Below are 17,868 nucleotides of genomic sequence, written 5' to 3' on the forward strand. Positions count from 1 at the left end.
CCAAACAAAAACCACTGGGGAGAAAATGCCGATGAATCGCCGGGAGCTGTTGAGGGCTGGCGCTATGTTGCCGCTGGTGAACACTGCGCTTTCGCATGCTGCCTTCGCGCAAGGCGCTGTCTATCCCAACCGCAACATCACCATGATCGTGCCGTTTCCGGCCGGTGGGCAGGCCGATCTTGCGGCGCGGCCGGTGGCGCTGGCAATGGAGCGGATCCTCGGCAAGCCTGTGATCGTCGACAACCGCGCCGGTGGGGCCGGCGGCTCCGTCGGCAATGCACAGGCCGCGCGTGCCGAGCCGGACGGCTACACGCTCTTGATGACGCTGTCCTCGCTTGCCGTGCTGCCCGAAGCCGATCGATTGTTCGACCGCCCTGTCGCCTATGAGGTCTCGCAATTCGCGCCGGTCGCGCGCGTGCTTGCCGATCCGACGCTGCTCGCGGTGCCGGCCTCCGCTCCATGGAAGACGCTGCAGGATTTTGTCGACGACGCCAAACAGCGCCCGGGCCAGATTCCCTACGGCTCGTCCGGTCCCTACGGCACGCTTCACGTCGCGATGGAAATGTTTGCCGCAAGTGCCGGCATCAAATTGCTGCACGTGCCGTTCCGCGGCGCAGGTCCGGCGCTGACCGCGCTATTGAGCGGCACGGTGCAGGCGGTGGCATCTGCCCCGGGCACGCTGAAGCAGCAGGTCGCCGACGGCAAGATGCGGGTGCTCGCCAATTGGGGCGCCGAACGCGTCGCCAGTTTTCCCGACCTGCCGACGTTCAAGGAACTCGGCTACAAGGATGTCGAGTTCTACATCTGGGCCGGTCTGTTCGCGCAGCGCGCATTGTCCGCGCCGATCATGACGCGACTGCGCGAGGCGATGGCGGAAGCCGTAAAAGCGCCGGAGGTCGTCAAGACGTTCGAGACCGCGGGCAGTCCGGTCGCCTATCTCGATGCGCCGGAGTTTTCCAAATTCGTCGCCGACGACAGCGCGCGGCTGATCGCGGCGGTCAAGAAAATCGGCAAAGTGGAGTAGCCGATTTCACGTTTTGTTGCGGGTCCCGAACCTTCCGAAGTCTCATTCATTTGTCATAGTTGAAAGCTGGCGTGTGCGTGGAACCGGCGCGCCGAGACGCAAATCGAATGAGACTTTTATCGACGAGATATTGGAAGAGGATCTTGCATGCGAACGCCGCGCATTGTCCTGGGTTGTGCGATCCTGATCGGCACCGGACTGGTCGTGCAAAACCCGGCATTCTCTGAAGAGTATCGCGGAACCTGGGAACAGCAGATGGCCTGCACACCCGACGTCTGGCGGCTGTGCAGCGATCAAATCCCTGACGCCAACCGGATCACGGCATGTTTGCGGCAGAACACGCCGCAACTTTCTCATGATTGTCGTGCGGTATTCGAATCCAGTGCAAGCGCCCAGCAGCCGCCTTCACGTGTGACGCCGCAATCTGCTCCGCGCGCACGGGGCGCGCCACCGCCGGTGCAGCAGCATCAGTCGGCGCCGTCGAAACGTTACGACGAATAGGCCGACACGTCCTCCTGCGGCCGATGCTCGCAGACGTCGACCCATTCGGCCGACGTCAATTCCGCCATCCGCGCTGGCGCGATCCTGACCGCGCTGTGGGTTGAGCCTGCGGCCGGCACGACGGTGTCAAAGGCCTTCAGCGACACATCGCAATAGACCGGCAGTGGTGTCCTCAGGCCGAAGGGGCAGACGCCGCCGACCTCGTGCCCGGTGATGTCGGCGACCTCGTGCAGGCCCAGCATCTTCGGCTTGACGCCGAACAGCGCCTTCACTTTCTTGTTGTCCATTCGCGAAGTGCCGCTGGTAACGATCAGCACCACGCGCTCGCCAACCCGCAGTGACAGTGTCTTGGCGATGCGCCCCGGCTCAACACCATAGGCTTCCGCCGCGAGCGCTACCGTTGCGGAGCTCTTGGTCGATTCGATCACGGCAATGTCGGGCGCCCTCTCGGCGAAGAAGGCGCGAACGGATTCCAGACTCATATCTTAGGACCCATAGCATGATCCGGAAAAGGGGAGGCCGGTTTTCCGACAAGATCATGCTCAAAAAAGGAAAGTGGAGCGTGATAACGATTCGAAGAAGCGTTGTCAGGCTCCACGTGAGGAAAGCAGCGCGGGCAGTTCGGATAGTGCATGGATGCGATGGTCCGGCTCAACGCCGAGCTCGTCCATCTGGGTGCGCAGCGCCTTGAACATCGTGAGCGGCGGCAAGGTCTCGCTCTCGACGCAGGCGAGCGCCATGGCCTGCGGCATCACCCGTTCGATCCAGGCAACATTCAAGCCGAACGCTTTGGCGCCGCACGCGTCCCACGGATTCGAGGAGATGAACAGGACCTCCGCGGGCGGCACGCGAAGCACATCTTCGATCAGCGCGTAGGCCTCTGGGCTCGGCTTGAAGGTCTTCTTGGCGTGGACGCTGATGGTTGCGTCGAGCACGCGGTCGAGTCCGCTGTTGCGCACCAGCGCCTTCAGCATGTCCGGGCTGCCGTTGGAAAGGATCGCGAGTTTTTTGTCCGTCATCGCCTCGAGCGAGGCAAGCGCGTCCGGATAGAGATCGAGATCAAGGTACTTGTCGATGATCCTGTCGAAAGTCCCGGCGTCATGTTGCAGGCCGAGGCTCCGCAGCGTGTAGGCAAGCGAGTCGCGCGTGACGACCGCGAAGTCCTGGTATTGCCGCATCAGCGCGCGCAGCCAGCTATATTCGAGCTGCTTGATGCGCCAGATCTGCGTGATGATCTCGCCATAGCCGGGAAATGCATCCTCGGTCACTTCAGCGACCGATTGGACATCATAGAGGGTGCCATAGGCATCGAAGACGACGGCTTTGATGGTCATTGTAGCTTCTCTTGCCCGCCGATCGTCGCATACAGGAATTTGTGGACCGCGTCGACCGATTGATCTCTGGCTGCCTGGTTGAATTCGAGACGATGCCCGAGAAACTTTACCGGCGTTGCAAGGCTCGGAACATCAAAGGCGTGATAGGCGCCGGGATAGACGATGAATTCGATCGGAACGCCGAGGCCCTTCTGGCGCGAAATGCCGTAATCATCGCGGCCTTCGACCAGGTTGCGGCACTCCGTGGCCAGCGTCCAGTCGTCGAGCTCGCCGATCAGGATCAGCGTCGGCACCGTCATGCTATCCTTGATACCCAGGCAGGGCGGATAGAATGCAATCGCCGCCCGGAATTTGTCGTTCGACGCCCGCTCGATCGTGCCGCGCTCAACTGAGTTGAGCGCCAGCAATCCGCCCTGTGAGAAGCCGATAACGGCGACGCGATCGCGATCGACGAACGACTGCTGAACGAGGAAATCCAGCGCGCGATAGGCGTCGAAGACGGTTGCGGGTGGCGGGCCGCCGGCGCAGGTACTAGTGAGGCCGCGCGGACCAAAGCGGTCCACCGCGAGCGTGACATAGCCCCAGGATACGAGCAGCTTGCCCCAGCGCTCGTCGAGCTGGCGCCAGCCGCCATTGCAGCCATGAAGCAGCACCACCGCCGGCAAGGCGCCGGCATCGCGCGGCTGCCGCAGATAACCTTGCAGGGGCTGTGAGCTCGCGAGCGGATTTTCGATCTCGACGAGACGGCCCTCCGGCGCATCGGCCGCGGGGCACATGGTCGCGCTCCCGGTCAGGAGTGCAGCGATAATGGCAGCGATCCTGGCGAGGCTTGGCATCGACCACCTCCCGTTCGATCGCCTGCCGGCGATCTAGATCATGATCCAATTGGACGGAATCGGATCATGATCCCCTCTCTTTGTAGTATGATCTCCGCGCAAGCGCTTCGCGTTTGTCGCGAGGGAAAACCGGTTCCCACTTTTCCGGATCATGCTCTGAGGATCACTTTATATACCCAAAATCCTCCGTGCGTTGGCCTTCAGCACTTTGGGGCGGATCTCCTCGCGGATGTCGAGCTTTGCGAAATCCGCAAGCCAGCGGTCCGGCGTGATCACCGGCCAGTCCGAGCCGAACAGCATCTTGTCCTGCAGGATCGAGTTGATGTAGCGCACGAGGATCGGCGGAAAATATTTCGGCGACCAGCCGGAGAGATCGATATAGACGTTCGGCTTGTGCGTCGCGACCGAGAGCGCCTCTTCCTGCCAGGGGAAGGACGGGTGCGCGAGGATGATCTTCAGGTCGGGAAAGTCGGCGGCGACATCGTCCATATACATCGGGTTGGAGTATTTCAGCCGCATCCCCATGCCGCCCGGCATGCCGCTTCCGACGCCGGTCTGTCCGGTGTGAAACAGCGCGATCGCACCGCCGTCGTTGATCGCTTCATAGAGCGGATAGGCGAGGCGGTCGTTCGGATAGAACCCTTGCATGGTCGGATGAAATTTGAAGCCGCGGACGCCGTAGTCTTCGATCAGCTTCCGTGCCTCGCGCACGCCGAGCTTGCCCTTATGCGGATCGATGCTGACGAAGGGAATCAGCACATCGAGATTTTCCGACGCGACTTCCAGCATCTCGTAATTGTTGTAGCGGCGGAAACCGGTCTCGCGTTCGGCATCCACCGGGAAGATCACGGCCGCGATGTTCTTGGACCGGTAATAGGCCGCGGTCTCCGGTACTGTCGGCGGATGCTTGTGCGGCGATTTGAAGTACTCCGCCATCTGCGCCTGGAAGTCGTCATAGCCGTCGTCGCCATGCATGCCGCAGGGTTCCTCGGCATGGGTGTGGATGTCGATCGCGACGACATTGTCGATGGCGGGTAGCTTGAGCTTGGGCATTCTTGGGCGTCCTTGGGTTCCCGGCGGCTTGCTTCCTCGGTTTGAAATTGATTATATTATATAACGATTTTCGCAAGTCAGCCAGAAACCTGCGGGCGGTGCGCCTGATCGGATTGACATTTACGTCCCCGATCGCTTAGAAAGCGGCCGTCCCGGGCGGCAGGGCCGTTTTTCGGGATAAATCCCATTTTGCCACATTTGGGCAGGTTTGAGGTTCGGGCTTGAGCACGGCCTTTCAACGCATCAGGATTGTCCCATGAAGGTCCGTAACTCGCTGAAATCGCTGCGCGGCCGCCATCGCAACAACCGTCTGGTCCGCCGCAAGGGCCGGGTCTATGTCATCAACAAGGTGCAGCGCCGCTTCAAGGCCCGCCAGGGCTGATCGCGGGTCCCCGCGCCGACTCGCCCTGACCCCTTGTTTCACACGTCTTTGACGTCGCGCTGCTTTGCAGCGCGGCGTTGTGCGTTTAAGCTGTGCCAATGGAATTGAGATTCCTGAGGCTCATAACCCGTCAATTGGTGCTCCTGATCGCCGCGATCGTGATTGCGGCGCCCGTGGCGGCGTTTGCCCAGGGTGATCCCCGCGTCATCCCTCCGCCCAAGGAGCAGAAGAAGCTTCCCGAAGCGCCCAGCAAATTGCCGACGGTTGGCGCCGACCGCACCCGCGGACTGGATTTCCTGTTCGGCGCGCTGAAGGCGGCACCCGACGAGGCCAGCGCGAAGCACGTCGAAGCGCGGATCTGGGCGCAGTGGCTGCAGACGCCCAGCGATACCGCGATGCTTCTCATGGTGCGTGCCAAGGCGGCGCTGGAAGCCCAGAACATGGATGTCGCGCTGAAGCTGCTCGACGCCGTCGTGAAGCTCCGCCCGGACTATATCGAGGGCTGGAACCGGCGAGCGACCATCTATTACCTGAAAAATGACTATGCGCACTCGCTGGAGGACCTTGAGCAGGTCCTGATCCGCGAACCCCGCCATTTCGGCGCGCTGGCCGGCCTCGGCATGATCATGCAGGACCTCGGCGACGACAAGCGCGCGCTCGACGCCTTCCGCAAGGCGCTCGCCATCAATCCGCACCTGGAGAAGGTGCCGGAATTGGTGAAGCAGCTCAGCGAAAAGGTCGAAGGCCGCGATATCTAGTTTCAGCCGATTAACCACGACTTCCGGCAGCTGATTGCGGCGCGGAACAATTGCCGCTACCGGGCTTGGTTCCCGCTCGAACCAGCCTGGAGCGAAGCCATGAAATCCTTGCTGTTGGCCGGCACGGTGATCGTCGCGACGACAGCCGTCGGTGTTGCCGAAGGGCTCTATTGGGTGGTGGGCAATAGCGCCACCAACACCTGCGACATCGTCACCAGCAACCCGATCATCGACGGGAACATCTGGTTCGCCGACGGTCCCTACAGCACGGTCAATGACGCCAAGCTCGCGCGCTCCACGATCAGCCAATGTCCAAAGGATCAACCGCCCGCCGACAATCCCAAGTAGGGACCCAAGTGACGGCGCCGGGTTGAGCCGCGGAACTCAGTGCAGCAGCCTGCCGCTGCGGGTGAACTGGTCGCGTGCCGCTGCCGCATAAAGCTGCTGCAGTTCGGCCTCGAGTTGCTCATTGACCAACAGCAGCGCCCTCAAGGCGCCATGCAGGTCGCCATTGCACCTTGCGACGATCTGATTGATAGCCGCCTCGCACGGATCGGAACTCATTGATACTCCTCCGAATTTCTTTGTGAACTGTTTGCTGCGGCGTCCTGTTCCTGTGGATTGTGTGGACAGGCTCGCCGTGTTCCATCTCGATCAAGCCGCGCGTTTTGGCAGAAAGCCGGCGAGAATGTACGGAATAGGCAATGACGCTGTTATGAACCCGCTATCCACAGGATGCACGCGTTGTGGAAAACCGGCTGGGCCTAACGATACGGCATTCGGCATCGGCGGGCATCGTAATTTCCCCTGCAACAGATCAACCAGGCTCTCTCGATGACGATTGTGATCGCGGTGGCGGCGCTGGCGGTGCTGGCCGCAGCCACGCAGGTAGGCGTCGCGCTGGTGCAGCGGGCCTTTCCCGCGCAGGGTGTGATGGTCGAGGTGACAGGCGACACGCTGCATGTCGTCGATATCGGCCCGCGCGAGGCGGCCTCGCCGCCGATCGTGATGTTGCATGGCGCAAGCTCCAATCTCGAGGTGATGCGCCGCCCGCTCGGCGAGCGCCTCGCGCGAGATCACCGCGTGATCCTGATCGATCGTCCCGGCCATGGCTGGAGCACACGCGCAAGGGCTAGCGACTCCACGCCCGCGACCCAGGGGCGGATGATCTCGGAGGCGCTGACGAAGCTCGGCATCGGGCGGGCGATCGTGGTGGCGCATTCCTGGAGCGGCGCGCTGGGCCTGAGATTGGCGCTCGATGACCCCGACCGCATGGCCGGACTCGTGCTGCTCGCGCCGGTGGCCTATCCCTGGCGGGGCGGCGTCGGCAAGTATAACGAGCTGATCGCCACCCCCGTGATCGGTCCGCTGTTCGCCTACACGATCACCCTGCCGCTTGGTACGCTGCTCGCCGCGCCGGGTGCACGCGGTGTATTCCTGCCGCAGACCATGCCGGACGGCTTCGTGAACGATACGGCGACGCCGCTCTTGCTGCGGCCACGCGAATTCATTGCCAATGCGCGCGACCTGGTGACGTTGAAGGCGGCGGTCGCCGAGCAGGCGCCGCGCTACGGTATGATCAAAGCGCCGCTCACCATCATCACCGGCGACGCCGACAAGACGGTGTCGACCGACATCCACTCCCGCCCGCTCGCCGCGGCTGTGCGGCATGCCAAGCTGATCGTGCTGCCGGGCACCGGCCACATGATCCAGAACGCAGCACCGGAATTGGTGATCGCGGAGATCGAGGCGATGATTGGGAAGCCGTATGGCAGCGCCAGAGAGTCAACACCCGTCGTTTCTCTCGATGACGACACCCGCGCTGCTATCGCGGAAGGCCTTGCTCAAGCCGAGCGCGGCGACTTTGTTTCCGACGAATCCGACGAAGAGGTGAGAAATGCAGAGACGCGTCGGGATCTATGAAGGTCGTCGCAGGATCGGGATTTACTTTTAACACGGCCATCTGCGTCGTGACGCCTCGCCGGGAGCCGTCACGACGCAAGAGACCGTTACTGTTGCTTGATTTTCCCGTCCTTGTCGAACTGCGAGAGGTAGGCCCAGAGGTTGTTGGCTTCCGTCTCGTTCTTGATGCCGGCGAATGCCATCTTGGTGCCGGGGATCTTGGCTTTAGGGTCTTTGATGTATTCGAGGAACTGTTCCTTGTTCCAGGTGATGCCGGAATTCTTGTTGGCGTCCGAATAGTTGTAGTCAGGCGCGGTACCGGAGTGGCGGCCGTCGATGCCGTTGAGCTCGGGGCCGACCTTGTTCTTGGCGCCTTCGCCGATCGCATGGCAGGCGAGGCACTTGTTGAACGAGGTCTTGCCGGCAGCAACATCCTGCGCCTGCGCGCCCGACGCAACGAACACTGAGGTGACGACGGCCAGCGCGCTCAAGATCGGTGTTTTCATGTGGTGCTCTTTGTTTCTTCCCTGGTAGGTGGGCAGGTGCTTGTGGCAGGCCTGCTTCGATTGGACAAGTGACGAAACTTTGACAGTGTTCGCGGCGGCAGGCTTGCCCGAGAGAGAACTTAACTTGCGGGAGCAACCGGAGTTTCGCGGTCGTCCGTCTCGTCCGGAAATGCTTGATTTTCCCGGACAAATCGATAAAGCGCAGAGGTTGGAGGTGCGCCCATGGCCATCATGATGCCGGCCGCCGATCAGGCGGTACTCAGCCGCCGCAGCGAGATCGTTGCCGCATTGCGAGCGATCGTGCCGGGCGAAGGCGTGATCGACAGCGCGGCCGAAATGCTGGCCTACGAATCAGATGGCCTGACGGCCTATCGCCAGCCGCCGATGGTCGTGGTGCTGCCCGATACCACCGAGCAGGTCTCCAAGGTCCTGAAATACTGCCATGAGCAGGGCATCAAGGTGGTGCCGCGCGGCTCCGGCACGTCGCTGTCCGGCGGCGCACTGCCGCTCGCCGACGGCGTGCTGTTGGGCCTCGGCAAGTTCAAGCGCATCCGCGAGATCGATTTCGACAACCGCGTCGTCGTGACCGAGCCCGGCGTCACCAACCTTGCCATCAGCCAGGCGGTGGCGCATGCCGGCTTCTACTATGCGCCTGATCCGTCATCGCAGATCGCCTGCTCGATCGGCGGCAATGTCGCGGAGAACTCCGGCGGCGTGCATTGCCTGAAATACGGCATGACCACGAACAACGTGCTCGGCTGCGAGATCGTGCTGATGAACGGCGAGGTGCTGCGCATCGGCGGCAAGTCGGCGGAGAACGCCGGCTACGATATCATGGGGATCATTACCGGCTCGGAGGGACTGCTCGGCGTCATCACCGAAATCACCGTGCGCATCCTGCAGAAGCCGGAGACGGCCCGCGCGCTGATGGTCGGTTTCGCCGAGGTCGAGGCCGCCGGCGAATGCGTCGCGCGCATCATCGGCGCCGGCATCATCCCGGGTGGCATGGAGATGATGGACAAGCCGGCGATCCACGCCGCCGAAGCCTTCGTCCATGCCGGCTATCCGCTCGACGTCGAGGCGCTCCTGATCATCGAACTCGACGGTCCGAGCATCGAGGTCGACGAACTCATCCGGAGGGTCGAGACGATCGCGCAGGGCTGTGGCTCGGTCACCTGCCAGATCTCCAATTCGGAAGCTGAACGCAACCTGTTCTGGGCCGGCCGCAAGGCGGCGTTTCCCGCGGTCGGGCGCATCTCGCCCGATTATCTCTGCATGGACGGCACCATCCCGCGCGGCGCGCTGCCGAAGGCCCTGGCGCGCATCCGCGAGTTGTCGGAAAAATACCAGCTCGGCGTCGCCAACGTGTTTCACGCTGGCGACGGCAATCTCCATCCGCTGATCCTCTATGACGCCAACAAGCCCGGCGAGATGGAGCGCGCGGAAGCCTTCGGCGCCGACATCCTGCGCTGCTGCGTCGAGCTCGGCGGCGTCCTCACCGGCGAGCATGGCGTCGGTATCGAGAAGCGCGACCTGATGCCGGAGATGTTTTCCGAGATCGATCTCAACCAGCAGCAGCGCCTGAAATGCGCCTTCGATCCGCAGGGCCTGCTCAATCCCGGCAAGGTGTTTCCAACCCTGCACCGCTGCGCCGAACTCGGCCGCGTCCACGTGCATGGCGGCAAGCTGGCATTCCCGGATATTCCGCGATTCTAGCGCGCGCTTCCTTCCCTTCTCCCCTTGTGGGAGAAGGTGGCGCGAAGCGCCGGATGAGGGGTTCTCTCCGCGGTGACGGTGCTGCTGGAGAGAGACCCCTCACCCTAGTGAGCACGGTGCCGGCGCCGGAGTAGCCCTCTCCCACAAGGGGAGAGGGCGCAGCAATAGGCACCGCGACAGGCGGCTATCGACTATCACAGCAGCGCGTATTGCGTGCGTTCGCGTTTTGCCAATAGCGGCAGCGCTTCGCCGGCAATGTAGGTCTTGAAATGCGCGCTCTCCTGATGCGCCTTGAAGGCGGCTTCGTCGCGGAACAGTTCGTAGAACAGGAACTGCGCCGGATTGTCCTTGGCGCGCGAGATCAGGAACAGCTTGGCACCAGGCTCGCGCTGCGCCTCGGGCAGGAAGCGCGACAGGATATCGGCGATCCGGTCGGCCTGGCCTTCCTTCGCCTCCCATTGCGCGACCACCAGCAAGCCGCCGCCGTCCACGGCGTCTGTCACGGTCTTGTCGATTGCATATTGACCCATAGCCACTGCTCCTTTGATGGCGTTGCGTGGAAGCCGCTTCCTACATCCGCATTCGCCTGAGATAATTCGATATCGGACGAATGATGGACGAAATCGCTTCGATGTTGATCGAAGTGTATTGGCAGATGAAGCCGCCGTGATCGCGCCCCGAATGGGTCCCGGGCAGGCGATGGCGAAAGCTCTGTCTTCCGCCATGGTGCCCTTGTGTCCGGCATCGATGCCTATAGAAGGATTGGTGGAGAACAGCAGCGGCTGCGGTGGAAAGGCAGGGCGGTAGGCGTGGACATCAGGAAGGTACGAGATGCTGAAGACGTCGAGCAGGTGGTGCGGGCGGCGATCGCCGCCGAGCAGCCCGTCGAGATCATCGGCCATGGTTCCAGGCGAGGAATCGGCCATCCGATGGCGACCAACGCGGTGGTCGACCTCTCTGCGCTGAACGCGGTCGTCTCCTATGAGCCGAACGAGCTGATCATCACCGTGCAGGCGGGCGCGCCATTTGCCGATGTACAGTCGCTGATCGATGCCAAGAACCAGCAATTCGCCTTCGAGCCGGTCGATACCTCGGTGCTGCTCGGCACGAAGGGGAGCGGCACCATCGGCGGCATGATCGGTGCGGGGCTAGCCGGACCGCGCCGGATCAAGTCCGGCGGGGTCCGCGACCATCTGCTCGGCGCCCATGCCGTCTCCGGCTTCGGAGACAGCTTCAAGACCGGCGGCAAGGTGGTCAAGAACGTCACCGGCTACGACCTCTGCAAATTGCTGAGCGGTTCCTGGGGCACGCTCGCAGTCATGACGGAGGTGACTCTGAAGGTGATGCCGAAGCCGGAAGCCGAGCGGACGCTCGTCCTGCGCGGCCTCGACGATGTCACCGCGTGCCGCGCGATGACCGCGGCGCTCGGCTCGCCCTTCGATGTCTCCGGTGCGGCGCATCTGCCCAATTCGGCGTTGCGGTCGACCGACGCTGCGCTCGTTGCTCTGGGGGCGCCGGAGCAGGCCGTCACGCTGTTGCGGCTCGAGGGGATTGCGGCATCGGCCGAGCACCGTGCGGCCCAACTCGCCAGGACGCTCGCCTCCTATGGCGCGGTCGAGACCATCGAGGATGCCGCCTCCCTCTCGATCTGGAGCGCGCTGCGCGACGTCGCGCCGTTCGCGGCAAGCGGCGCGCTGGGCGCCTGGCCGGTGTGGCGGATCGTTTGTCCGCCGGCCTCGGGCGGCGCGCTGGGGCAGGCCCTGGCGCAGGAGACCGGCGGTGACGTGATCTACGACTGGGGCGGCGGGTTGATCTGGGCGGCGGTGCCGCCCAAGGCGGACGCGCAGGCCGCGCAGGTCAGGGGCCGCGTCGAAGCTGCCGGCGGCCACGCCACCCTGATCCGCGCGCCCCAGGAGGTGCGGCGCACCGTCGACGTGTTCCATCCGCAGCCGCGCGGGCTCGCCGACCTCAGCGAGCGCGTCCGCAAGAGCTTTGACCCCAAGAACATCCTCAACCGCGGCAGGCTGACGCGGGGGACAGCATCATGAAGACCGAATTCTCGCTCGCCCAACTCGCCGATCCTGACATCGCCGAGGCCGACAAGATCCTGCGCGCCTGCGTCCATTGCGGCTTCTGCACCGCGACCTGCCCGACCTATGTGCTGCTCGGCGATGAGCTCGACAGCCCGCGCGGCCGCATCTACCTGATCAAGGAGATGCTGGAGAAGGACAAGCCGCCGACGGCGGAGGTGGTCAAGCATATCGACCGCTGCCTCTCTTGCCTCGCCTGCATGACCACCTGTCCGTCCGGCGTGCATTACATGCACCTCGTCGACCAGGCCCGCGTCAGGATCGAGCGGGATTACCGAAGGCCGTTCACCGAGCGGCTGCTGCGCTCCGTGCTCGGCTTCGTCCTGCCGCGACCCGGCGCCTTCCGCACCAGCATGGTGCTGGCCCGCTTGGCCCGTCCGTTCGCGGCGCTGTTGCCGACGCCCAAGGCTGACCCCACCCCAAGCCTGCTCCGGCGAATCAAGGCGATGCTGGCGCTGGCGCCATCCAAGCTGCCGCCGGCGGGCCCACCGGCGGGAAGCGTGTTCCCGGCGGTTGGGACACGGCGGGGACGGGTCGCGCTATTGCAGGGCTGCGCCCAGCAGGTGCTGGCGCCGCGTATCAACAAGGCTGCCATCAACGTGCTGACCCGCCACGGCATCGAGGTGGTGCTGGTCAGCGACGAGCAATGCTGCGGCGCGTTGACCCATCACCTCGGGCAGGACGGAGATGCGCTCGCGCGCGCCCGCGCCAACGTCACGGCATGGCAGAAGGAGGCGGAACAACGCGGGCTCGACGCGATCCTGGTGACGACGTCAGGCTGCGGTACGGTGATCAAGGACTATGGTTTCATGCTGCGCGAGGACCGCGACTTCGCTGCGCCCGCCGCGAAGGTCTCCGCGCTGGCAAAGGACATCACAGAGTATCTGGCTGGCATCGAGCTTGATCCGCCGCGCCTCGAAGACGAGGTCACCATCGCCTATCACTCTGCTTGTTCGCTGCAGCACGGGCAGAAAATCACAGGCCTTCCGAAAGAATTGCTTTCCAAGAATGGATTCGTGGTGAAAGATGTGCCGGAGAGCCATTTGTGTTGCGGTTCGGCGGGGACCTACAACATTCTCCAGCCCGACATTGCGATGAGGTTGCGCGATCGTAAGCTCGCCAACCTCGCGACAATCAAGCCGGACATGATCGCTGCGGGCAATATTGGCTGCATGGTTCAGATTGCCGGCGGTACGTCAGTTCCTGTGGTGCACACGATTGAGCTTCTCGATTGGGCGACAGGAGGTCCTCGGCCAGGGGTGAATTGATCGATTGCCTATCGAGCATGAACCGAACCCAGGGGGCCGTGTTGGGGCGACGTGGGTAGCGGTTTTCTCCCTGACAGACGCACGCGTTTGCGCGGAGGCCATGCGCGACAAAGGACGGGGCGGGAGGTGCTTCGAACAAGCACGATACCGATCCGGGCAAGCGGACTATTCGAAGCGCTCGACAGACTGAATCAGCGGCAACAGGAGGATCACGATGGCTAAAGCGAAGAAGGGTAAGAAGGGGAAAAAGGCCAAGAAGGCTAAGAAGGCGGTAGCGGCCAAGAAGAAGTCAGCGAAGAAGGTCGCCAAGAAGACCGCGAAGAAATCTGCCAAGAAGGCTGCCAAGAAGGCCGCGAAGAAGTCGGCAAAGAAGGCCGCGAAAAAAGCCGCCAAGAAGGCGGCGCCGAAGAAGGCCGCCAAGAAGAGCGCCAAGAAGAGCGCGGCAAAGAAAGCTGCAGCTCCCAAGCCGGCCCCGGTCGCTGCCCCGACTCCCGCGCCAGAGCCCGAGCTTGGTGTGAGCTGGGCAACCCCAAGCCCCAGCCCTTCGGAGCGGACGGAAGAAGACTCGTCCAGTCCGTCCTGACGCAACCACGCAAACCTGACACGAGAGCCGCAGCCGTCGCTGCGGCTCTTTCGTTTTCCGGTGCACCGATGCTGGCGCGACATGGATGATTCGACGGCGCCTGAGGCCCGACCGTTGCAAAAGGGACTCAGTCGGCCACGTTCGATGGGTCGGGATGTTCTTCACGAGGTAGCGAGGTCGGTAAAGTTGTTGTGAGTCTGCAACACCCGCCAACAACCTCACTGAAACAAGCAAGAACGCCTAAAAAGTCGGCACATGCTCGTCTTTTTTGCTTCAACATAAGGGCCGTCGCGTTCCAGATTGGCTGTGCATTTGGTCGCAGTCGGTGATCGCTCGCCCCGGGGGGCCGGTAGAGCTGGACTGTTCTTGAACGTGTGGGGATCTTTCATGAAGAAACTGGCTTTGTTAGCAACGGCGCTGGCAATGTTCTCAAGCTCGGCAATGGCTGCGGATATGGCGGTGAAGGCCGTCAAGGCGCCGCCGCCGCCCCCATTCGAACCCTGGGATTTCGCCTTCGGCGCTGCGCTGATGAGCGACTACGTGTTCCGCGGCATCACCCAGTCGAACCACAAGCCGTCGGTCGCCGCTTATTTCGAGCCGCGCTACAACGTCACCAAGGACCTGCAGCTCTATATCGGTGCCGCCGGGGAGAGCATCTCGTTCCCGAACCGCGCCGCGGCCGAGATCGACATCTACGGCGGTATCCGCCCGACCTTCGGCATGTTCGCTTTCGACTTCGGTGTCTGGGGTTACCTCTATCCGGGCGGCTCGTGCTTTAACGCCGCCGCGCTCCCGGGCTCCGGCATTCCCGGCTCGGACGCGAGCTGCGCCGCCAGCCCGTTCGGCAACTCTGATCCGATTACCGGCGGCCTGCCGATCAACGGCAACTTCGCCAAGAAGAGCGCAAGCTTCTATGAAGGCTACGCCAAGCTCAACGTCACCATCAACGACCAGTGGGCGGTGGGTTTCAACGAGTACTACTCGCCGAACTTCCTGAACCTCGGCGCCTGGGGCAACTACGCGTCGGTCACCGCCAAGTGGACCGCGCCCGCGACCATCTTCGGTTCCTCCGGCGTCGGCATGTACGTCTCGGGTGAGTTTGGTCGGCAGTGGCTCGGCACCTCCGATGCCTTCTATGGCACCACCGTTGCGAGCGTGCTTGGCGGCGGGCCGTTCCCGGGCGGCATCCCGGAGCCGAGCTACAACACCTGGAATATCGGCATCGGCTTCACCTACAAGGTGTTCACGCTGGACCTGCGTTACACCGACACCAACCTCTCGAAGGGTGATTGCAACGCCTTCACCAGCGACTACACCGCCCGCTTCGACGGCAGCTTCACGCCGATCAACCCGGGTGGCTTCAGCTCCAACTGGTGCGGCGCGACGGGTATCGCCAAGCTCTCCGCCGACCTGACCGCGATCTCGAACCTGAAGTAAGTTCCACGCACGTGGATCAAGGGGGCGGCGGAGTGATCCGCCGCCCTTTTCGTTTACGGTAGCCTCCAATGCGATGGAATTGGCGCGCGGCAGCCAAGGTATTGTCCCGACGCACGATCGCGGCCGGTGCCATGGCGGGCCTCGGCGGCGCTCTCGCCGTCGGCATCATGGAATGGTTCTCGCGTACCGCGAACTATCCGCTCGCCGTCATTCCATTTGCGACTTCGATCGTACTCGTCATCGGTGCGCCGGAAGCCGAACCGGCCCAGCCGCGTGCGCTGGTCGGTGGGCATGTGGTGGCGACGGCGGTGGGCCTTGCGGTGCTGAAGCTCATCGGGCCGGACGTTTGGGCGGCAGCTGTCGCGGTCGGGCTGGCCATACTCGCGATGCGTTTGACCGGAACCTTTCATCCGCCGGCCGGCATCAACCCGCTGCTGGTGGTCTCCAACAGCCTGCCCTGGTCATTCCTGTTTGTGCCGGTACTCGCTGGCGCGCTCTTCCTCACCGCGTTCGCTTATCTCTGGCATCACATGCTGCGCCGGCAACCCTGGCCGCGACGGTGGTGGTAGGTACGTGAGCGCCTACGATGGCGCGGCGGCCTTGGTGGCATCGCGCAACGCGAACCGGTCGCCGTCGCGGACCAGCGCGATATTGCGCTGATGGAATTCCTCCAGCGTCGAGCGGTGGCCGATCGAGACGATCGTGGTGGCCGGCAATTCCTCCATCAGCAAACGATAGAGCGCTTCTTCCGAGGGCTCGTCGAGGGAAGCAGTCGCCTCGTCGAGGAACAGGTAGTCGGGTGCATGCAAGAGCGCGCGCGCCAGCCCCAGGCGCTGCTGCTCGCCGAGCGACAGCATCCTGTTCCAGTGCCCTTCTTCCTCGAGCCGCGAAGCAAGCTGCGGCAGGCCGATCCGGGCGAGCACTTCCCTGATCCTGTCGGCGCTGAACTTCTCGGCTTCGGCCGGATAGACGATCGCCGCGTGCAGTGAGCCGATCGGGAAATAGGGCTTTTGCGGCAGCATCATCAGCGAGGCGTGCTCGGGAATGACGATCGAGCCGCTGCCGAACGGCCAGATGCCGGCGACCGCCCGGAACAGCGTCGACTTGCCGGCGCCTGACGGCCCGGTGACCAGCGTGCGTTCGCCGGGCCGAAGCTTGAGCTCTGTCGCCGCGACCAGCGGCGCGCCATTGGGCAGTTTCACGAGAAGCTCCTGCAGGGCGATCGCATCGCTCGCCGCGGGCGCCGCCTTCACCGCGTCGGGATCGGTGGCAAGCCTTTCCGCCTCCGCAATCGATCGCTCGAAGCCGTCGAGACGGGCAACCACCGCGCGCCATTCCGCCATGGTGCGATAGACCGATATGAAGAACGACAGCGCATCCTGCACCTTGCCGAACGCTTCCATGATCTGCATCACGGTTCCGAGCTGGATCTTGCTGGCGAAATAGGCCGGTGCGGACAGGATGACCGGAAACACCACCGCGGCTTGCGAGTAGCTCTGCGTGAACGCAGTCAGCCGCTTCGTCCGGCTCATGATGCCGTACCAGTTGGAGACCACGCGGCTGAAGCGCGTCGACAGCTGCTCGCGTTCGGCGCGGTCGCCCTTGAGCAGCGCGATCTGTTCGGAGTTCTCGCGAACCCGCACCAGGTTGAAACGGAAATCGGCTTCCAGCCGCTGCTGATCGAAATCGAGCCGCACCAGCGGCGAGCCTATCCACTGCGTCAAGGCGGTGCCGAAGATGGCGTAGACCAGCGCGCCCCACACCAGATAGCCGGGGAATGACAGGTCGCTGCCGAACAGATGCAACGGCGCCGCCGCCGACAGGCCCCAGAGAATCACGACGAAGGACGCCAGCGTCACGATCGAGCTCAACAGCCCGATGCCGAGCCCCAGCGTCTGGTTGACGAACATCTTGATGTCGTCGCTGATGCGCTGGTCCGGGTTGTCGGCCGCATCGCCCTGGAGCTGCATGCGATAGTGGTTGGCGTCATGCAGCCATTCGCCGAGATATCTGCTCGTCATCCAGCGGCGCCAGCGGATCTGGAGCCACTGGTTGAGATAGAGCTGATAGATCGACAGCACGGTGAGGACCGCTGCCAGCACGCAGAACACGATGAGCTCGCGGACGAAGCCGTCCCAGTCCCGCTCCTGCAGCGCGTTGTAGAAGCGATTGCGCCACTGGTTCAGCAGCACGTCGTTGGCGACCAGCGCCAGTTCGATCGCGATGACCGCGGCAAGCAGGCCGCGGCCGGCCCATTTGTCCTCGGAGTTGAAGTAAGGCGCCGCAATGCGCCACACCGTCGTGAGCGTCGAACGAATGTTGTTCACAGATTACCGTCTCCGGGGGGCCGCCTACAAAGGCTTGAAAAAACGGGACAATCAGGGAACCTTCAGACTAAAGTCGTAGGTTCCCGGGTCAGCGTCCACTTGTCGCAGCATGTAAGTCAACCCTAGCATGCCAGCGCGACGCGGGGCGGGG

Annotated in this window: 20 protein-coding genes; 11 read left to right on the forward strand and 9 right to left on the reverse strand. The window is 63.2% G+C overall.

All coding sequences use genetic code 11. The annotated features are described in order from the left end of the window. Positions 1-31: 31 nt before the first annotated feature. Together K288_RS0114150 and K288_RS50540 are read left to right on the forward strand one after the other, a co-directional pair. Entirely contained in the window at positions 32-1,024 is a 993-nt protein-coding gene (locus tag K288_RS0114150) for a tripartite tricarboxylate transporter substrate binding protein (protein ID WP_027580152.1), read from the forward strand. Positions 1,025-1,171: 147 nt separating this feature from the next. Further along, positions 1,172-1,525: a hypothetical protein gene (locus K288_RS50540; RefSeq protein WP_084799589.1), complete on the forward strand. Its 354-nt coding sequence runs from the start codon at positions 1,172-1,174 to the stop codon at positions 1,523-1,525. On the opposite strand, the gene K288_RS0114155 is transcribed toward K288_RS50540, so the two are convergent. The 4 genes from K288_RS0114155 to K288_RS0114170 all read right to left on the reverse strand — a co-directional run bounded on the left by K288_RS0114155 (position 1,513) and on the right by K288_RS0114170 (position 4,748). Next, positions 1,513-2,007 (reverse strand): YbaK/EbsC family protein, encoded by a 495-nt coding sequence (locus tag K288_RS0114155; RefSeq protein WP_027580153.1) that lies wholly within the window; start codon positions 2,005-2,007, stop codon positions 1,513-1,515. The two genes, K288_RS50540 and K288_RS0114155, sit on opposite strands and share 13 nt — an antisense overlap. 105 nt (positions 2,008-2,112) lie before the next feature. Further along, entirely contained in the window at positions 2,113-2,859 is a 747-nt protein-coding gene (locus tag K288_RS0114160) for a haloacid dehalogenase type II (RefSeq protein ID WP_027580154.1), read from the reverse strand. After that, positions 2,856-3,695, reverse strand: coding sequence for a dienelactone hydrolase family protein (locus tag K288_RS0114165; protein ID WP_027580155.1), 840 nt, complete (start codon positions 3,693-3,695; stop codon positions 2,856-2,858). Before K288_RS0114165 ends, K288_RS0114160 begins: the two co-directional genes overlap by 4 nt. Before the next feature lie 168 nt (positions 3,696-3,863). After that, positions 3,864-4,748, reverse strand: a complete 885-nt coding sequence (locus tag K288_RS0114170) for an amidohydrolase family protein (RefSeq protein WP_027580156.1) — start codon at positions 4,746-4,748, stop codon at positions 3,864-3,866. A gap of 256 nt (positions 4,749-5,004) precedes the next feature. Between K288_RS0114170 and ykgO the strand changes: the two genes are divergently transcribed. From ykgO to K288_RS0114185, 3 genes are all read left to right on the forward strand, one after another. Beyond that, positions 5,005-5,130 (forward strand): type B 50S ribosomal protein L36, encoded by a 126-nt coding sequence (ykgO, locus tag K288_RS0114175; RefSeq protein ID WP_002718645.1) that lies wholly within the window; start codon positions 5,005-5,007, stop codon positions 5,128-5,130. A gap of 98 nt (positions 5,131-5,228) precedes the next feature. Further along, on the forward strand, positions 5,229-5,888 hold the full coding sequence (locus K288_RS0114180) for a tetratricopeptide repeat protein (protein WP_051334533.1): 660 nt from the start codon (positions 5,229-5,231) through the stop codon (positions 5,886-5,888). A gap of 99 nt (positions 5,889-5,987) precedes the next feature. Beyond that, positions 5,988-6,236 carry a hypothetical protein gene (locus K288_RS0114185; protein WP_027580158.1) on the forward strand — a complete coding sequence of 83 codons (249 nt, stop codon included), beginning with the start codon at positions 5,988-5,990 and terminating at the stop codon, positions 6,234-6,236. Between the two features lie 36 nt (positions 6,237-6,272). Here K288_RS0114185 and K288_RS0114190 read toward each other — a convergent pair whose 3' ends face one another. Further along, positions 6,273-6,452: a hypothetical protein gene (locus tag K288_RS0114190; RefSeq protein ID WP_027580159.1), complete on the reverse strand. Its 180-nt coding sequence runs from the start codon at positions 6,450-6,452 to the stop codon at positions 6,273-6,275. A 270-nt stretch (positions 6,453-6,722) separates the two neighbouring features. Between K288_RS0114190 and K288_RS45480 the strand changes: the two genes are divergently transcribed. Further along, entirely contained in the window at positions 6,723-7,811 is a 1,089-nt protein-coding gene (locus tag K288_RS45480) for an alpha/beta hydrolase (RefSeq protein WP_084799590.1), read from the forward strand. Between the two features lie 86 nt (positions 7,812-7,897). Here the strand turns inward: K288_RS45480 and cycA are convergent, their stop codons facing one another. Next, positions 7,898-8,296 (reverse strand): cytochrome c-550 CycA, encoded by a 399-nt coding sequence (gene cycA / locus K288_RS0114200; protein WP_027580160.1) that lies wholly within the window; start codon positions 8,294-8,296, stop codon positions 7,898-7,900. A gap of 222 nt (positions 8,297-8,518) precedes the next feature. Between cycA and K288_RS0114205 the strand changes: the two genes are divergently transcribed. Next, the gene (locus K288_RS0114205) at positions 8,519-10,012 is read left to right on the forward strand and encodes an FAD-linked oxidase C-terminal domain-containing protein (RefSeq protein WP_027580161.1); all 1,494 of its coding nucleotides are present in this window, start codon (positions 8,519-8,521) and stop codon (positions 10,010-10,012) included. Between the two features lie 194 nt (positions 10,013-10,206). Here the strand turns inward: K288_RS0114205 and K288_RS0114210 are convergent, their stop codons facing one another. Further along, complete coding sequence (locus tag K288_RS0114210) at positions 10,207-10,542, reverse strand: antibiotic biosynthesis monooxygenase family protein (RefSeq protein WP_027580162.1); 336 nt, start codon at positions 10,540-10,542, stop codon at positions 10,207-10,209. 279 nt (positions 10,543-10,821) lie between these two features. Between K288_RS0114210 and K288_RS0114215 the strand changes: the two genes are divergently transcribed. Then, entirely contained in the window at positions 10,822-12,060 is a 1,239-nt protein-coding gene (locus tag K288_RS0114215; protein ID WP_027580163.1) for an FAD-binding protein, read from the forward strand. Continuing rightward, positions 12,057-13,370 carry a glycolate oxidase subunit GlcF gene (gene glcF, locus K288_RS0114220; protein ID WP_027580164.1) on the forward strand — a complete coding sequence of 438 codons (1,314 nt, stop codon included), beginning with the start codon at positions 12,057-12,059 and terminating at the stop codon, positions 13,368-13,370. Before K288_RS0114215 ends, glcF begins: the two co-directional genes overlap by 4 nt. Positions 13,371-13,535: 165 nt before the next feature. On the opposite strand, the gene K288_RS52355 is transcribed toward glcF, so the two are convergent. Next, entirely contained in the window at positions 13,536-14,036 is a 501-nt protein-coding gene (locus K288_RS52355) for a hypothetical protein (RefSeq protein WP_152535516.1), read from the reverse strand. Positions 14,037-14,340: 304 nt separating this feature from the next. Here K288_RS52355 and K288_RS0114230 point away from each other — a divergent pair, with 304 nt between their 5' ends. Together K288_RS0114230 and K288_RS0114235 are read left to right on the forward strand one after the other, a co-directional pair. After that, positions 14,341-15,390, forward strand: a complete 1,050-nt coding sequence (locus K288_RS0114230) for a TorF family putative porin (RefSeq protein WP_027580165.1) — start codon at positions 14,341-14,343, stop codon at positions 15,388-15,390. Positions 15,391-15,491: 101 nt separating this feature from the next. Continuing rightward, entirely contained in the window at positions 15,492-15,959 is a 468-nt protein-coding gene (locus K288_RS0114235) for an HPP family protein (protein ID WP_027580166.1), read from the forward strand. Positions 15,960-15,971: 12 nt separating this feature from the next. Here the strand turns inward: K288_RS0114235 and K288_RS0114240 are convergent, their stop codons facing one another. Beyond that, positions 15,972-17,717, reverse strand: coding sequence for an ABC transporter ATP-binding protein/permease (locus K288_RS0114240; RefSeq protein ID WP_027580167.1), 1,746 nt, complete (start codon positions 17,715-17,717; stop codon positions 15,972-15,974). Between the last annotated feature and the right edge of the window lie 151 nt (positions 17,718-17,868).

Source organism: Bradyrhizobium sp. Ai1a-2 (genome assembly GCF_000426245.1).
GTDB lineage: Bacteria > Pseudomonadota > Alphaproteobacteria > Rhizobiales > Xanthobacteraceae > Bradyrhizobium.

Excerpts from the sequence above, each read along its gene's own strand:
- K288_RS0114150 (WP_027580152.1), top strand. The coding sequence starts at position 32 with ATGAATCGCCGGGAGCTGTTGAGGGCTGGCGCTATGTTGCCGCTGGTG.
- K288_RS50540 (WP_084799589.1), top strand. The coding sequence starts at position 1,172 with ATGCGAACGCCGCGCATTGTCCTGGGTTGTGCGATCCTGATCGGCACC.
- K288_RS0114155 (WP_027580153.1), bottom strand. The coding sequence starts at position 2,007 with ATGAGTCTGGAATCCGTTCGCGCCTTCTTCGCCGAGAGGGCGCCCGAC.
- K288_RS0114160 (WP_027580154.1), bottom strand. The coding sequence starts at position 2,859 with ATGACCATCAAAGCCGTCGTCTTCGATGCCTATGGCACCCTCTATGAT.
- K288_RS0114165 (WP_027580155.1), bottom strand. The coding sequence starts at position 3,695 with ATGCCAAGCCTCGCCAGGATCGCTGCCATTATCGCTGCACTCCTGACC.
- K288_RS0114170 (WP_027580156.1), bottom strand. The coding sequence starts at position 4,748 with ATGCCCAAGCTCAAGCTACCCGCCATCGACAATGTCGTCGCGATCGAC.
- ykgO (WP_002718645.1), top strand. The coding sequence starts at position 5,005 with ATGAAGGTCCGTAACTCGCTGAAATCGCTGCGCGGCCGCCATCGCAAC.
- K288_RS0114180 (WP_051334533.1), top strand. The coding sequence starts at position 5,229 with ATGGAATTGAGATTCCTGAGGCTCATAACCCGTCAATTGGTGCTCCTG.
- K288_RS0114185 (WP_027580158.1), top strand. The coding sequence starts at position 5,988 with ATGAAATCCTTGCTGTTGGCCGGCACGGTGATCGTCGCGACGACAGCC.
- K288_RS0114190 (WP_027580159.1), bottom strand. The coding sequence starts at position 6,452 with ATGAGTTCCGATCCGTGCGAGGCGGCTATCAATCAGATCGTCGCAAGG.
- K288_RS45480 (WP_084799590.1), top strand. The coding sequence starts at position 6,723 with ATGACGATTGTGATCGCGGTGGCGGCGCTGGCGGTGCTGGCCGCAGCC.
- cycA (WP_027580160.1), bottom strand. The coding sequence starts at position 8,296 with ATGAAAACACCGATCTTGAGCGCGCTGGCCGTCGTCACCTCAGTGTTC.
- K288_RS0114205 (WP_027580161.1), top strand. The coding sequence starts at position 8,519 with ATGGCCATCATGATGCCGGCCGCCGATCAGGCGGTACTCAGCCGCCGC.
- K288_RS0114210 (WP_027580162.1), bottom strand. The coding sequence starts at position 10,542 with ATGGGTCAATATGCAATCGACAAGACCGTGACAGACGCCGTGGACGGC.
- glcF (WP_027580164.1), top strand. The coding sequence starts at position 12,057 with ATGAAGACCGAATTCTCGCTCGCCCAACTCGCCGATCCTGACATCGCC.
- K288_RS52355 (WP_152535516.1), bottom strand. The coding sequence starts at position 14,036 with ATGTCGCGCCAGCATCGGTGCACCGGAAAACGAAAGAGCCGCAGCGAC.
- K288_RS0114230 (WP_027580165.1), top strand. The coding sequence starts at position 14,341 with ATGAAGAAACTGGCTTTGTTAGCAACGGCGCTGGCAATGTTCTCAAGC.